The sequence below is a fragment of the Streptomyces sp. NPDC043867 genome, from assembly GCF_056435845.1.
Window position 1 is genome coordinate 221903 of the sequence record NZ_JBWKDS010000006.1, and the last position, 15285, is coordinate 237187.

General features: G+C 71.4%; 13 protein-coding genes. 8 read left to right on the plus strand and 5 right to left on the minus strand.

What is annotated here, in order from left to right:
- Positions 1–2 precede the first annotated feature (2 nt).
- Complete coding sequence (locus tag AC069T_RS08700) at positions 3–125, minus strand: hypothetical protein (RefSeq protein ID WP_478782032.1); 123 nt, start codon at positions 123–125, stop codon at positions 3–5.
- A gap of 271 nt (positions 126–396) precedes the next feature.
- On the opposite strand from AC069T_RS08700, the gene AC069T_RS08705 reads away from it, so the two are divergent.
- Positions 397–4218, plus strand: coding sequence for an nSTAND1 domain-containing NTPase (locus AC069T_RS08705; RefSeq protein WP_478782033.1), 3822 nt, complete (start codon positions 397–399; stop codon positions 4216–4218).
- Here the strand turns inward: AC069T_RS08705 and AC069T_RS08710 are convergent.
- Positions 4215–5000: a hypothetical protein gene (locus tag AC069T_RS08710; RefSeq protein ID WP_478782034.1), complete on the minus strand. Its 786-nt coding sequence runs from the start codon at positions 4998–5000 to the stop codon at positions 4215–4217. The genes AC069T_RS08705 and AC069T_RS08710 overlap by 4 nt on opposite strands.
- 889 nt (positions 5001–5889) lie before the next feature.
- Here AC069T_RS08710 and AC069T_RS08715 point away from each other — a divergent pair.
- Entirely contained in the window at positions 5890–6177 is a 288-nt protein-coding gene (locus tag AC069T_RS08715) for a hypothetical protein (RefSeq protein WP_478782035.1), read from the plus strand.
- A 318-nt stretch (positions 6178–6495) separates the two neighbouring features.
- On the opposite strand, the gene AC069T_RS08720 is transcribed toward AC069T_RS08715, so the two are convergent.
- A complete protein-coding gene (locus AC069T_RS08720; protein WP_010982331.1) occupies positions 6496–6699 on the minus strand; it encodes a cold-shock protein in 204 nt (67 codons plus the stop codon).
- Between the two features lie 737 nt (positions 6700–7436).
- Between AC069T_RS08720 and AC069T_RS08725 the strand changes: the two genes are divergently transcribed.
- Entirely contained in the window at positions 7437–7619 is a 183-nt protein-coding gene (locus AC069T_RS08725) for a hypothetical protein (RefSeq protein ID WP_478782036.1), read from the plus strand.
- A 409-nt stretch (positions 7620–8028) separates the two neighbouring features.
- Here the strand turns inward: AC069T_RS08725 and AC069T_RS08730 are convergent, their stop codons facing one another.
- Together AC069T_RS08730 and AC069T_RS08735 are read right to left on the minus strand one after the other, a co-directional pair.
- The gene (locus tag AC069T_RS08730) at positions 8029–8436 is read right to left on the minus strand and encodes an acyl-CoA thioesterase (protein ID WP_478782037.1); all 408 of its coding nucleotides are present in this window, start codon (positions 8434–8436) and stop codon (positions 8029–8031) included.
- A gap of 101 nt (positions 8437–8537) precedes the next feature.
- The gene (locus tag AC069T_RS08735) at positions 8538–9938 is read right to left on the minus strand and encodes a helix-turn-helix transcriptional regulator (RefSeq protein WP_478782038.1); all 1401 of its coding nucleotides are present in this window, start codon (positions 9936–9938) and stop codon (positions 8538–8540) included.
- 1068 nt (positions 9939–11006) lie between these two features.
- Here AC069T_RS08735 and AC069T_RS08740 point away from each other — a divergent pair.
- From AC069T_RS08740 to AC069T_RS08760, 5 genes are all read left to right on the plus strand, one after another.
- Entirely contained in the window at positions 11007–12065 is a 1059-nt protein-coding gene (locus tag AC069T_RS08740; RefSeq protein WP_478782039.1) for a hypothetical protein, read from the plus strand.
- Positions 12062–12817, plus strand: coding sequence for an ATP-binding protein (locus tag AC069T_RS08745; RefSeq protein ID WP_478782040.1), 756 nt, complete (start codon positions 12062–12064; stop codon positions 12815–12817). Before AC069T_RS08740 ends, AC069T_RS08745 begins: the two co-directional genes overlap by 4 nt.
- A 25-nt stretch (positions 12818–12842) precedes the next feature.
- On the plus strand, positions 12843–13568 hold the full coding sequence (locus AC069T_RS08750) for a WhiB family transcriptional regulator (RefSeq protein ID WP_478782041.1): 726 nt from the start codon (positions 12843–12845) through the stop codon (positions 13566–13568).
- A gap of 68 nt (positions 13569–13636) precedes the next feature.
- Positions 13637–14932: a DUF2637 domain-containing protein gene (locus AC069T_RS08755; protein WP_478782042.1), complete on the plus strand. Its 1296-nt coding sequence runs from the start codon at positions 13637–13639 to the stop codon at positions 14930–14932.
- Positions 14929–15120 carry a hypothetical protein gene (locus AC069T_RS08760; RefSeq protein ID WP_478782043.1) on the plus strand — a complete coding sequence of 64 codons (192 nt, stop codon included), beginning with the start codon at positions 14929–14931 and terminating at the stop codon, positions 15118–15120. Before AC069T_RS08755 ends, AC069T_RS08760 begins: the two co-directional genes overlap by 4 nt.
- The last annotated feature ends 165 nt before the right edge of the window (positions 15121–15285 follow it).

The window sequence follows — 15285 nt, forward strand, 5'->3', positions numbered from 1 at the left end:
GCTCACCTCGCGCCCTGCTCGTCCAGCAGGTCGTGGACCCGCGCCCAGTCCACTTCGAGGGCCGCGCTTGGCAGGCCGTCGCCGTGGAAGTGGTCGGGGTGGATGCTCTGGTGCATTTGGTGCATGGCTCTCCTCCGGCATGTCGCGGGTATGTGTGGACGCGGGGCAGCCCGAACCCTCCCCTCGCAGGGCTCCGACCGCCGCCCAGGGCCGTCCTTCGGTCATTCGACCGCCGTGCCCGGTTGTTCGGCTGGCCCCTCACCAGCACCGAACAACCCGGGGGGCGTGAACCGGGCCGTGTGGCCTGCAAACGTGAGGATCACGTGAACGCCCGTGTCACGCACGCCGATACGGCCGAAAGTCGGGGGAGGGCGTACGAGGTGAGGGGGCGGGCACGTGCTGGGACAGGCAGGGCCGGGGCGCGCCGAGGGCGAGCTGGATCCGCAGGGCGGGCCGGTGCAGCGGTTCGCGGCCGGGCTGCGCGCGCTGCGCGAGTCCGCGGGCAGGCCCACCTACCGGGAGATGGCCCGGCGCGCGGGGTACGGGGTGACCACGCTGTCGCAGGCGGCGGCGGGCAAGCAGCTGCCCACCCGGGCGGTGACGCTCGCCTACGTCACGGCGTGCGGGGGCGACGTCGCCGAGTGGGAGCGGCGCTGGCGCGAGGCGTTTGAGGAAGTGGCCGCCGAGAGTGCCGCCGAGGATACTGCCCGTCCGCCGTACCGCGGTCTGACCCGGTTCGAACCGGGTGACGCCGATCTGTTCTTCGGCCGCGGCCGGCTCGTGGAGCGGCTCGTCGAGCTGAACCGCAAGCACCGCTTCACCGCCGTCTTCGGTCCCTCCGGCAGCGGCAAGTCGTCGCTGCTGAGGGCGGGCCTGATCCCCCGGCTGCGGGCGGCCGGCGGTGATGAGGCGCCGCCCGCGGCCGTACGGATCCTCACCCCGGGCGCGGACCCGCTGCGCACGCACGCCGAGCGGCTGAAGCCCGTACCAGGCACCGACGCCGACACCTGGGTGATCGTCGACCAGTTCGAGGAGCTGTACACCCTCGGCGCCGACCCGGCCGACCGCGACGCCTTCATCGACCGGCTCGTCGCCGCCACCGCCGCCGACAGCGGGCTGCGCGTCGTCATCGCCGTACGGGCCGACTTCCTCGGCCGGTGCGCCGAACACCCAGCTCTCACCGCCGCGTTGCAGGACGCCACGCTGCTTGCCGGGCCGATGAGCCGGGCGGAACTGCGGGAGGCCATCGTCCGCCCGGCCGCCGCGGCCGGGCTGATCGTCGAACGCGCCCTGACCGACCGGCTCCTGGACGAGGTCGAGGGCGCCCCCGGCGGACTGCCGCTGATGTCTCACGCCCTGCTGGAGACCTGGCGCCACCGCAGCGGCCGGACCCTGACCGAGGCGGCGTACGAGGCGGCCGGCGCACTGCACGGCGCCGTCGTACGGACGGCCGAGCAGGCGTACGGAAAACTGACACCGGAGCAGGCGGAGTTGGCGCGCCGGATTCTGCTGCGCCTCATCGCGCCCGGTGACGGGAGTGCCGACACCCGCCGCCCCGCCGACCACGCGGAGCTGGACTTCGGCGACCGGGCCGGCACCCGGCTGGTGCTGGAACGGCTGGCCCGGGCTCGCCTGATCACCTTCGACGACGGCACCGCCGACCTTGCCCACGAGGCGCTCATCACCGCCTGGCCCCGGCTGCGCGCCTGGATCGACGCCGAACGCGACCGGCTGCGCGTCCACCGCGCACTGTCCCAGGCGGCCCGCACCTGGCAGGACCTCGGCCAGGAGAACGCCGCGCTCTACGCCGGCTCCCGGCTGTCCGCCGCCCGCGACGCCTTCCCGGCGGCCGGCGCCGCGCCCGGCAGTGACGAACTGACCGTGCTGGAGAGGCAGTTTGTCACCGCCTCGCTGCGCCGCCGGCAGCGAGCCGTGCTCCTGCGCCGCACGGTCGTGGCCCTACTCGCCGCGCTCGCCCTGCTCGCCACCGGCACCGCCGTCGTGGCCCTCCAGGCCCGCGCCACCGCCCAAGCCGAACGGGACGACGCCGTGTTCGGTGCTCTCACCTCCGAGGCCGACCGGGCCCGCGGCACCGACGCCGGGCTGGCCGCCCGACTCGACGTGGCCGCCCACCGCATGCGCGCCACGGCGGACCTACGGACCCGTCTGGTCTCGGACGCGGGCCGGGTCCTGGCCACGCGGCTGCCCGGCCACGGCGGGGTCGGCAGCTGTGTGGCGTACGCCCCTGACGGCCGCACCCTGGCCAGTGGCGGCGACGACGGCACCGTACGGCTGTGGGACACCGGCGGCAGCAGGGCGCCGGGCCAACCGCTGCGACTGGGGACGGACCAGGTCGGCGCGGTCGCCTTCGCCCCGGCGGGCCGCGACCTGCTGGCCGCCACCGGCGAGGGCGGCCTCATCCGCCTGTGGGACGTACGCAACCGGGAACACCCCCGCGCCCTTAGCCGCCCGCTGGTGAGCCACGGCGGGCAGAACATCGTCTCCGCCGCCTTCGCCCCCAACGGCCGCACCCTGGCCACGGCCGGCGACGACGGCACCGTCCGGATGTGGGACCTGGCCGACCCGGCCCACCCCACACCCCTCGGCAAGCCCGCCATAGCCGACGACTCGCAGCACCGCAGCGTCCGCGCGGTCGCCTTCGCCCCGGACGGAAACACCCTGGCGACGGCCGCCTACGACGGCACCGTCCGGATGTGGCGCTACGGCGGGAACGACAGGAGCGGCGGGATCGCACCCCTGGGCAAGCCCCTGCGCGCCCACACCGAGCCGGTCTGGACCCTGGCCTTCTCGCCCGACGGCCGCACGCTGGCCACCGCCGGCTTCGACGAGACCGTCCGGCTGTGGAAAGTGTCCGGCGCGGGCCAGCTCACATCCCTGGGCGAACCGCTCACCGGGCACACCGCGCCCGTCCTGTCGGTCACCTTCAGCCCCGACGGAAAGACCCTGGCGAGCGCCGGCGAGGACGACGCGCCGCTGCTGTGGAACGTGGCCAACCCGGCCTATCCGCAGCGGCTCGCCGAGCCGCTGACCGGGCACACCGAGCCCGTGCGGGAGGTGGCCTTCAGCCCCGACGGCCACGCGCTGGCCAGCACCGCCGCCGACGGCGACGTGCTGCTCTGGCACCGGCCACCAACCGTCCTCACCGACTTCACCAACCCGGTGACCGCCGTCGCCTACAGCCCCGACGGCCGCCTGCTCGCCGCCGCCAGCACCGACGACGGGCTGGTCCGCCTATGGGACGTACGCCAACCCGACCACCCTCACCGGCTGCCGCGCCCGCTCGTCCACAAGGACCAAGTGCTGGCCGTCGCCTTCGCACCGGACGGCCGTACAGCGGCCAGCGGCTCGGCGGACGGCACCGTACGCCTGTGGGACCTCTCCACGCCCGGCCACCCGGCCCCGCTCGGCGCACCCTGGCGCGCCCACGACGGGGAAGTCCACGCCGCCGCCTTCGCGCCTAACGGCCGCACCCTGGCCACCGGCGGCGCGGACGACACGGTCCGACTGTGGGACGTACGGCGACCAGGCCGCCCACGGAGGCTCGGTGCAGCCTTGCGCGGCCACACGGACACCGTCACCTCCGTAGCTTTCACCCCCGACGGCCGCCTCCTGGCCAGCGGCGCGGAGGACGCCACGGCCCGCCTGTGGCACGTGGACAGCGGCGAGGCGCGGGCCCGGCCCGCGGACGCCGCCCTCACCGGACACGACGAATCGGTCGAGACGGTGGCGTTCACCCCGGACGGCAGGACCCTGGCAACCGGCAGCGACGACCGTACGGTGCGCCTGTGGGACGTGCGCAACGTCGAACGAGGCGGCCCCGCACGCCTGTTGGGAAAGGAGCTGACCGGACACCGCGCCGCGGTGCGGGCCCTGTCCTTCGCCCCGGACGGCCGCACGCTGGCGACCGGCAGCGGCGACCACACGGTCCGCCTTTGGGACGTGTCCGACCCGGCCAGGGCCGAGCCGACCGGACAGGAACTCACCGGCCACCTCGACACCGTCACGACCGTCGCGTTCAGCCCGCGCGGCGACACCCTCGCCTCCGCCGGCTACGACCTCACGGCCCGGGTGTGGACACTGGACGCGGACCGCGCGGCGCAGTACGTCTGTGCGCACACCGGCAACATGCTGACCCGGTCGAACTGGCGGGAGCACCTGCCCCAGCTCGCCTACCGGGAAGCCTGTCAGGAACGTTAGGGCGGGGCGAACTTCAGTACGGCGCCGTCCTTGGTGTGCGCCACGATGGTCGCCTTCAGGGCGTCGCCGAAACCGGCCTCGCCGCCCACGCCGCCGAGCTGCATCAGGGTGCCGTCCGACTGGAAGGTGACGTAGTCGTCCGCCACAAGGATGTGCACGCGTGTGCCGTGCGCGGTGATGTCGGCCCTGGACGTCACCAGCACCTCGCACGCACCGTCCGCACAAGCCCGGTAGTCCTTGCCGTCCGCCGTCTTCGGCAGGGGACCGCCCGGCGCGGACGAAGACGTCTCCCCGCTGGAGGGCTGCCAGCCCGGGGCGCACTGCTCGGCCCGCTCGTACGCGGCCTTAAGCCGGGGGTCCTTCGCGGCGAGCTCGGGCAGGTCCGGTTTCGGCGGGGTGAGGGACTGGACGAGCTTGTCGACGTCCTCAGTACCGCTCACCGCGTCGCCGAGAGCCGTGGCCGGTGACACATCGTCGAGTTCCGCGGCGACCTCGCTGACCTTCTTCCGCAGGGCGCCGAGCAGCCGGTCGGCCGCGGGAACACCCGACGAGCCGAGTTCGTCCAAGTTGCTGCGCACACTGTCGACCGCCGACGGGGTCGAAGAAAGATAGCTGATGGCGTCGGCCCGGGCGGCGAGATCCCCCTTGCCTGCGTCCCGGATCTCCTTCACGTTGGCGGCGCTTTTCGCCCGCACGTGCTTCAGCGCGACCGTGGACTCGCACAGGCCGCCGACCCATGTCACCAACTTCCCGGACGGCGACCACGCTGGCGCCGGGGACATCGTCCCCTTTCCGGCTGGCCCGTGCGCCTGCTTCGTCTCGTCCGCCGCACTTGTGCATCCTGCAACGGCCAGCACCAACCCGGCGACCACCACCACGACGCCCCCACTCCCGCCCATCCGACGACCCCTCTCCGTGCCGCGACCAACCGGTACCGCGAGGCTCCAGTCCAACCCGCGGGCGGGTTGTTCGGCCACCCGTTCTGCGACCCGAACAATCCCGGATCGAAACGCGCCCGATCCGCTTCCCTTTCACGCAACCGGCACAAGCCTTTCCGTCACCCGGTAACGGATCGGCTGGGCCGCCTTCGCGCTGCCACTCATCGAGGAGCTGCAGGAGCCAGCGGGCCTCGGTGAGGAGCTGCTAGCCCTTCCGGGTTGTGGGTACGGGGCGTTTGCGGTGGTTGAACACGGTGAAGCCCTGCCGCGTCTTCGATCAGGCGGAGGTGGGCGTTAGACGATGTCCGCGGGACACCGAACGCGACGGCGCGGCGGGTCGGAAGCCGGGCGTTTGGACGGCGTGACGGAGCGCCCCGTCCCGGCCCAGGTCAACCTCCGGACCATCAACGGGGATCCGAAGGTGCTCAGTGTCGGCACGGAACTCCCCGGCCACGGTGACCAGGCAGCTGCCAGGACCCGTGGTCTTCACGTCGACCCTGATGAGCTCGTGCACCAGCGCCCCCTGGTCCAATACCGCGGGGCACCCCGTGCGGGGCCTGTCTCCAGGAGACCACCGAAACTTCGGAGCTGTCCACGCGCACCACGCGTACCCGTCCGGAAGTCTCCACGGTGGCCCGGCCGGCGAGGAGCGCCAACCGGCGTCCGGCCGGGATGTCCGTGCGACCAGGCAATATGGAGGCACAGAACCGTTTGATCACGGGAGGGACGCCACATGGCGCTGGAATTCGAGTCGCTGCAGTTCGCCGCTATGGAGCTGGGCGAAGACATCAGCCCCCACGACAGGGCCGGCCTGGAGGCGCTGAGCACCGCGCACCTGCGCGAGCAGCGCGACGCCCGTGAGGAGATGTACGACTACGTCGACGGGCTGTGGGAGAAGCTCAAGGCGGACGGAGTCGACCCCGCCGTCCGCGACAAGTACCAGGGCCTGGCCGGCCTGCGGGACCTGGCCGGGATGCTGAGGGACAACGCCGAGGAAGTCCTCGAGGCCCGCACGGACTGACCACAGCACCTCGAACCGTGCTCCGCCCCCCGGCCCGCTGCGGGCCCCGGGGCGGAGCCAGGTCGGAGACGCATCCGGCCCGGGTACGCCCCCAGGTGGCGGACGACCGCCAGGCTGGGCCCCGGACATGGCCAGGACCCACCGCCGTACCGCACACGACGTCAGGGCTTGCTCACCCGCACAGACACTGCAACGGAGCGACTTACGCACGATCGACCGAGTGACTGAAGCCGATCCGGAGCGGGCGTAGTCAGCCGCCGAACGCCCGGCACCCGCCCAGCGAACGTCGCAGAGCGGGTGCTGAGGGGTGCGTGGGGCTCAGGCGGGGGTGATGTTCTCTGCCTGGGGCCCCTTCTGGCCCTGGGTGACGTCGAAGTTCACCTTCTGGCCTTCCTGGAGCTCACGGAAACCGGAGCTGGCGATGTTGGAGTAGTGGGCGAAGACGTCGGGGCCGCCGCCGTCCTGCTCGATGAAGCCGAAGCCCTTTTCCGAGTTGAACCACTTCACGGTTCCGCTGGCCATTGTGCCCTCCAAGGGGATTCGAAACGGCTCCCGCACCGTGCGGGAGCCGGAGGTGATCGCCCTGGTCCTCAGAGACTGTGAACAGCAGAATCGCCCGTGCGCATTGCTCACGGGCGACCGGTACTTCGGAACCACGACAGCTGACCCCGACGCTACAGGGCGAGGTCCATCCTCGCCACGAGAACGCTCAGGTCGCAGGCGGCCCGAGTCATCCGTTCAGCCGCGCACTGTTGGTGGCCAGGGGGTGATTCTCTGCGGCCGGTCGCGTTGCTCGCCGCATACGCGGCGGGCCGGGTCCTGGGTGAGCTGCCCGAGGCGCTGGCGGCTGGACTGTCCGGCTTCGCGGGTGTGCGGCGCCGGATGCAGCTGGTCGGCGAGCGGCGAGGCGTGCAGTGGTGGATTCCTTCGGCCAGTCCGGGTCCTGGGGACGCGGATGGGCACGGCGCTCGCGGCCGCGGACGAGGTGGTGCTCGTGCCCGTCCGCGACGCGGTGCCCTCACCGAGGGGAACGCGAGCGGCACTTCACCCGGGCGGCCGCGTGACTTGATGGCTCGGGGCGGCGTTGAGACCTCTGACGCGTGCACCGGCGTGAGTCTTCACGACCCTGTGCAGTCCGCGGTCCCGATTCCGCGCCCGGCATCGGGACCGCGTCAGTCAGCTCAAAATCTCGCGGCCGTCTGCGGCTTCCTTTCGGCCAGGTCCGATGGCTTTGTGCCACTCACCGACCCGCTCCCGGGGTGGAGCCACCCGGCGCACAGAGTCCTGAGCAGCAGGCGGACCTGTCTACTTTCGCCGCCGCCGCGAGGGCGTTGAACCCGCCCTTCGTCACCGTGCCCGCCGATGAGCGCGGCGCCCCCGTGGTCCGCGCTGACCGTCCGGTCGACGAGGCGGGCGGCGACCGCCTCGGCGAGCGCGGCTAGAGGGACTCGTCCACGGCCGTGCACAGCGGTTCGCCGCCCTGGCTGGTGTGTCGGCACCTCCGCGCAGACCCGCCCCGCCGCCAACAGCTACGCGGGCCCGGCGACTCGGCCGCGCAGCCCGTGAGGACTCACGCGCGTCCGGAGGCTCGCCCGGCAAGCCGTCATTCGTAGCAACCACGTAACTCTTGAAGGAGGCACGTCAGTGCTCACGCGGAGGAGGGCCGCCTCACAGCCGACCAGTGGGCGGCGGCCCCACTCCCAGGCGACGACGTCGGGGACGTGCTGATTCACGCGATCCAGCAGGAGCGGTACCGCACCTTCGCTGATCACCGAAGCTGCGGCACCGCTCTTGGCCGACGTCTGAGGACCTGTTCCTCGTCGGCCCCGATCGCCCCGGCACCGAGCCAGATCAAGCTTCCGTGTAGCGAGCGAAGAACTCGATCTCGGCCTCCGAGATGCGCCGCGGACGGCCTGTATCCAGGTTGTACGCGGCCATCTTGGTGGTGGCCTCGGCGTACGTGCGGTCAGCGTCCCGGATCACGTATCCAAGCTCGAGCCGCGCCCCCCGGCAGCTGACGACCCATACATCCACGTCTACCGGCTCCTCGCGGTACACCAGGGGAGCGCGATAGTCCACGGTGGACTGGCTGACCACAAAGGCGTACTGACGGCGGTCGGCCTCGTCGGCGGGCGACAGGTCGTTGAACATCCGCGTCCGCGCTTCCTCTAGATAGGTGAGGAACAGCGAGTTGTTGACGTGCCCGTACGTGTCCGCATCGGCCCAGCGCAGCGGGAGCGCATAGGTGTACTTGGTCATGTTGCGTCTTCCTGTGTAGAGGGCGAGGTGCAGCAGAGGGCAGAGGGGGGCGCACGCTGGGAAGCCGCCGACCGAGGCGGTTTCCCAGCGGAGCTGCTGGTCTAGGGCTCTTGGCCTGCTTCCCGGGTATCCGGCTCACCACAGTCGCGATCTTCGATCAGGTTCAGAACCTCGCGCAGCACCCGCTGCTCGGTGTCGCGCTCTTCGAGGAGCTGCCCGATGCGCGTGGCTGCTGCGTCGGCTGCGGCTGGCAGCGCCGCGCGAACCAGCTGAAGGATTTCGGCGCGGCATGCGCCGTGCACGGCTTCCCTCGGCACGCGCGCGATGACGGTGGCAGGCGAGACATGGGTAACTGACCAGCAACCAGCCGTCTCTTCCACCGCCCACACCACGGTGCGCTGGTCAGGCGCGAGCGTCAGCTGGGCGTTGGGGCCCACGACCCTACTGATCGCCGGCATCGGGATGCTGTTCTCCCCGGCCAGCGCTGCCGCGTCCTCTGCGTTCGCCACGACCATCCGGGAGGCCAGGGCCGCCGCCTCCCGCCTCCAGCGGGCCGCGGCGTCCGCGGCCACGCGATTCTGCGCGTGCCGCTGCGCAGCTTCCACATCGTCCTGGTTGGCCGTCGTGGCTGCCCAGGCGTTCCGGGCGCCTCCGAGCGCGTCGCGCTCATCTTCGCCGCCCTCGACCCAGGTGATCACGACGAACCGGCACTCCGGCATCGAGGCCGGGTAGAGGACATGGCTGACGACCTCGACCGTCTCCCAGTCCAGGGCCGGCACGTTCATCCGGAATACATGACCGTCGCGCGTCTCCCCCATGTCATGCTCGGTCTCCCAGACGTGCCTGACGTCGGGATCCTTCTTGACCTTTTCGATCAGCTCGCGCAGCTCGGCGTCATCCGGCTTCGTGGCCTCGGCGAATTTGAGTATCTTCACGTAGGCAGAGGCGTGCATGTCCCAGTCCTGGTACTGGGTACGCGCCTCCGGCGACGTCAAGGCCCACAGGATGAGGTTCGCCTCCGGCTCCATCACCCAGGGCCACCACTCGGCCATAGCGGTGTTGAAGCCCAGGATGTTCCAGTACTGGTCGCACAGGTACGCAGGGCTGGGCATCTGCCGGTCGATGAGCAAACGCAGTGCCTGCTGTAGCTGCGGCTGGTTCGCGCCGCGCGGCGGAATCAGGTTCGAGCCGATGTTGTACAGCAGGAGCGCGTGGCGCTCCTCGCGGTCCAGGCCGAGCAGGGTCGCCAGGGACTCGCACTGCGCAGGGGTGAGCCGTGGCGGCGTCGCACCCTTTTCGATCTTGCGGTAGGTGCGCTCTCCCATGCCCAGAGCCTTGGCTGCTCTGGGTTGCGTGACACCTGCAGCCCTGCGCCACCGGCGCAGCAGCGCGCCGAAGCCCATGTACTGGCCGGCGGGCCGCTGCCCGCCGGCGCCCTTGCCGGAGGTCCCCTCTACCGCAGCGCCGTCGCTGTCACGCTGGTCCGGTTCCGTCGCGACCATTGAGATCCTCCCTCTCCTCTCAGATGGAGACGCCTGTTTTCGGGCATGAAAAAAGAGGGGCAGCACAATCGCTCACCCCCGCCCTTCCGTCTCCCCACCACGACCATACGCAAAGATTTAGCCGATCTTGACCACGTGTGGCCTCGACCACATACCACCTGGAATGCATTGTTTATTCCTGAACGGAACTCGGCGACACTGGAGCGACGTTCACTGCCGAATCGGGCATCTCGGCAAGGAGTTCATGATCGCTCCGCGAAACCGGCAAAAGTTTGCCGGTTTTCGTTCGCGGCCCCTAGGCCGGTCTAGACCAGGCTACGGAAATCCCCGCCCCTTCAAGGGGATCACCTCATTCCGCTTACACCGCAAGCGACTTACGGCCCCGTAGGTGAATCGGCGGGCACTCACCAGCCGACCGATCTATGCGTGCAAATCGGGCAAAAGATCGCCGTTGACGCCCTCATGCAGCTTGGCTTAAATCCATCTGACCAGCCGGTTCGACGCATAGTGGCATGAAGCACAGGGGGGCGCAGTGCAGATCATCTCCGGGAAGCTCGGAGCGATCCGACGGCTGTTGCCTGCGTCACGGCCCGCGGCCTCGACCCGCCGGCGCCGGTGTCGGCGCCCTCCCTCTGCGACTTGTACCGCGGCCTTTAGCTAAGTCTGGATCTTGTGGCGACACCCGCATATGTTCGTCGTCCCTCGCCGGGCACCCCGCCCGGCGTCTGGCGCCAGAAGGAGCGGCATGGGGTTCACGCGAGTCAGCTGGGCCACGTAGCCCAGTAAACAGCGGCGGCGCCCGAGAGGTGCAACTCCCAGACGCCGTCCGCCAAATGGAACTCCTGCCTGTGCAAGGGCCGGAGATTTACCCACCTTCACCGCACCGGGCCAATTCCCAAACACGCCCCGGAGCGGCTTCCACTTCAGAGGAGAGTGTTGCATGCGCACCGCCCTGCGCGAAAGGCCGATCAGTCCGGCCAGCGCGGCTGGCTGCCCCCTGTCCACCGCCGGCGACCGCATACCGGCCCGGCAGGGCTCGCTCCAGCACGGCGTCGGGGGTGGGGCCTGATGGCACGCATCCGCACGATCAAGCCCGAGGCGTTCGAGTCGGAGGACCTGGCCTCGGTCAGCCTCACCGCCGAGCGGACCTTCTTCGGGCTCCTGACCCAAGCCGATGACTCCGGTCGGCACCGTGACCACCCCGCGATCATCGCCGGGCGGCTGTGGGCCCTGCGTCCCGAGCACACCGCCACGCACGTCGCCCGCGACCTGGAGGAGTTGGCCTCGGCCGGGCTGGTGTGCCGGTACACCGGGTGCGACGGGCGGACTTGGCTGCACATCGTGACCTGGGACCAGCACCAGAAGATCAACAAGGCGACCGTTTCCCGCCTGCCGCGCTGCCCCACACACCAGGCCCGGCAGCACTGCGGCAAGTGCCAGGACGCGGCCTGCCCCAGCACGCGGGCAGAGGCATCGGCCCCGGTGGGACTCACCCCTCCGGGAGTCCTCCCGGAGGACTCCCGGAGCCCGCAGGGAGGGCTTCCGCTGCTTGTCATCCCCACCGCCGACACCCCGGAGCGCCCTGTGGAGCCCGAGACCGCAGCGGTCGGCGCCCCCACGGACACCGGCTCGACGCTTGCGGGTAAAACCGCAGGTCAGACGACACTAACGGAGGACTCCCGGAGGACTACGGGAGGACTACGGGAGGAGTCACGCCCTGGATCTAGGATCTTGGATCCTGGATCTTTCCTTACGGGGCGCGAGGCGCCCGCGACCGACTCCTCGGCGGAGGTCTCGGCCAAGCAGCTGGTGGCCGAGTACGTCAGGGGCTGCAACCGCCGCCCTCCGGAGGACTTCCTCGGCCATCTGGGCCGAAAGATCAACGCCCTGCTCGACGAGCGGTTCGAGGCCGACGACATCCGCGCCGCACTCGACAAGCTGCGGGCCAAGGGCCTCAACCCCAGCGTCCTGCCAAGCCTGGTGAACGAGGTCGTCAACGCCACGCCCCAGTCGGCTGCCGCGCTGTCGTCCGCCTCCGGCGCGGGGCCCTGGGCCAGCACCGGAAGCTCCTACACGCCGTATCTCAACCCCACCACCGAGCCGACGACGTTTGGAGGCCGCCTGTGACCCGCTCCCGCTACGCCGACCCGCAGCCCGCGATCTCCGAGCGGCTGCGTGAGCGCCTGGAGGCCAAGCTCGCCGAGCGCGGCCTGGACCTGGACCGTCCCCTGCCGGACACCCCGGAGCCGATCCCGGCCCTGGAAGCCGCCCAGGCCCGCCTCCCGGTCGACTACCGCGACGCCGTGCCCGAGCACCCGGACGTCGCCGCGTGGGTGCGCACCATCGCCGACAATGCCGTGGCGCCGAACGCCGACGGGGTCAACCCGCACTACGGCGCCACGGGGCGCCGGCAGATCACGCACGGGCCCAGCCTGCTGCTGTGGGGCGCCACCGGTACCGGCAAGACCCACCAGGCGTACGGGGCCATCCGCGCGCTCACCGCCGCCGGGTGCGGGGTCAACTGGTACGCGGCCACGGCCGCCGACCTGTACGCCGAGCTGCGCCCGCGCACCGGGGCAGACCCCGAGTACCTGCTGCGGCGGATCGTGCGGATCCCGCTGCTGCTGCTCGACGACCTCGGGGCGGCCAAGCCCAGCGAGTGGACCGAGGAGATCACCTTCCGGCTGGTCAACTGGCGCTGCCAGAACCGGCTGCCGACGATCGTCACCAGCAACATGCCGCCCGTGCGCACCTCCGAAGTGCCCGCGCGCCAGCCTGTGCTGCGCGAGCGGGTCGGCGACCGCGTGCTCTCCCGCCTGTCCGGCATGTGCACCGCCGTCGAGTTCACCGGGCCCGACCGCCGCTTCCGGCGCCGCTGACCCGCTCCTGCGCCACCGATCCGCCGTGCGGCCCGTCCGCCGCACCCTGTCCCGCCTCGCCGCCGCACACCACCGCACCGCGGTGCTGCCCTGCCCGCCATCGAGCGAGGCGACCTCGGAGACTCCCTTGCGCTACAAGACCACGAACGACTCCCCCGCACCGGACCTGCGAGGGATCGCCGACCACAGCTGGCACGCCCGGGGGGCATGCCACGGCATGGACCCGGCCCGCGCCGACGCACTGTTCTTCCACACGCCCCGGGACCACCAGGCCATCGCCGAGGCGAAGCGGACCTGCGCCACCTGCCCGGTGAAGAAGGACTGCTTCAACTACGCGATCGACAACCAGGTCCGCTACGGCATCTGGGGCGGCCTGACCGACAAGGAGCGCCAGCCCTGGCTGGCCAACCTGAGCAAGCGCCTGGACTACGGCCGCGTACGCGCCGTCCTCCAGGGACGGGACGTCCACCTGAGCACCGCGGAGCGCAGCACCCTCATTCACCACGCATACCTGCGCGGCTGGAGCCCGGAGCGTGTGGCCTACCTCCTGAGCGCCGACCTGGACTGGATCCGCGACCTGATGCGCGAGGCAGCCCACGTCATCGAGGACCGGGACCGCTACTGGGGCCTCGACGAAGCCGACGACGACGCCGACGGCGAGCACCCCCAGGACGGAGAGAGCACCACCTCGGACGGCCCCCGCCGGCTACAGACCCACGCCCTGATCGCCTCCCTCGGAAAGGCTGCATGACCACCCCACCGCTTCAGAGCCTGGGACCACTTCGCCATGGAGACCACCCGGACCACAAGGTGCCATCGGTGAGCATCGCCACGACCCACCGCAACTTGATCATCGGCGGTGCTGCCCTGGTCGCCGCTGTCGCCATGGCAGCCTCCGCCGACACCCTCGCCGCCCTCGGCCGCGCCGTGGGCTGGGGATACGTGCTCTCCTGGGCCCTTCCCGTCAGCGTCGACGTCCTGGCCCTGGTCGCCGGCCTCGCGTGGATCGCCGGGGGTACCGGCCGCAGCCTCGGCCGCGTCCTGACCCTTCTCACCGTCGCCGTCTCCGTCCTGCTCAACGCCTTGGGCCACCTCGTGTCGACCGGGCACCTCACCGCCAGCCCGTACTTGGTGATCGGTGTCTCGGCCGTGCCGCCACTGGCCGCAGCACTTGCCGTGCACCTCGGTGCCACCGTCACCACCGACCGCACCGCGCCGCGAGCGGACCACGGCGACGGACGAGCGGACCAGACCGGTCCGGAGGCTTCGGACGAAGACGCGTGGGCCACCCGGATGCCGGACCGCGAGCACCCGCGGACCGCCGACGACGCCGCGCGGACCACGGACCAACCGGCCGACTCCGACCCCGCGGACCACGACGCCCCGGCTCCGGACCAGCGGACCAACCCGGCACCGGACCACGACGCGGACCACAACGGTCCTACCGCGGACCATCCGACGGACCGGTCGGCGGACCAGGAGATCACCGCTGGTCCGCAGCAGGCCGACAGCGAGGTGCGGACCAGCAACGCCGCAGGTCAAGCGGCCCCTAGCGCATCTGGTCCGGCGGACCACGCGCGAGCGGACCACGAGCGCGGACCGGCCGAGGGAGCTGATCCGGCGGGCGCGGACCAGGGCGCCCCGGCGGACCAGATGCCGGACCGCGAGCACCCGCGGACCGCCGACGACACCGCGCGGACCACGGACCAACCGGCCGACTCCGACCCCGCGGACCACGACGCCCCGGCTCCGGACCAGCGGACCAACCCGGCACCGGACCACGACGCGGACCAGCCCACTGACCAGCCGGCGGACCCAGGTGAGGATGCCTCCTCGGGCGGACCGCGGGGGGCGCGGACCACGGGCAACGACGCCCCGGCTGCGGACCAGCGGACCAAACCCGCGGACCAGGACGAAGTCCCGTGGGAAGCGAAGGTCGCGGTCGCCCGCGAAGCCGCCCTCGCAGAAGGCCGGATGACCCGCCGAGCCATCCGACCGCACCTGCGCAAGGCCAACATCACCGTCAGCAACGAGCTGTTCAGCGACCTCCAGGCCGCCCTGTACGCGGACCCGACGCTCGCCCACCTCCCCCGCGACACAAGGAGAGCCCGATGAAGACCTGCGAGCGCTTTGCGCGCATCAAGCGCGGCTACGAGCAGGACATCGCCTACCTGCGCAACCACTCCCAGCGCAGCGCGGGCACCGCGGCGGCCAAGACGAGCGCGACCAACGCTCTCGCCGTGAAGTCCCGGATGGCCAAAGCCCTCGGCCGGCACTTCGAGCGCTGCCCGATCTGCGGATGACGAGTCGATAACCGCAGGTCAAACGCCCTATCCCTACCCTGTGACGCGGGGGGGGGGGGGGGGGGGGGGGGGGGGCAGCATCGCACCGGGGGGGCTAACCACCCCCCGAGCCCCGTCCCGGCCGGGTCTCGCCCAAAGCATAAGAAGACGCCGCTTGGGTGTCTA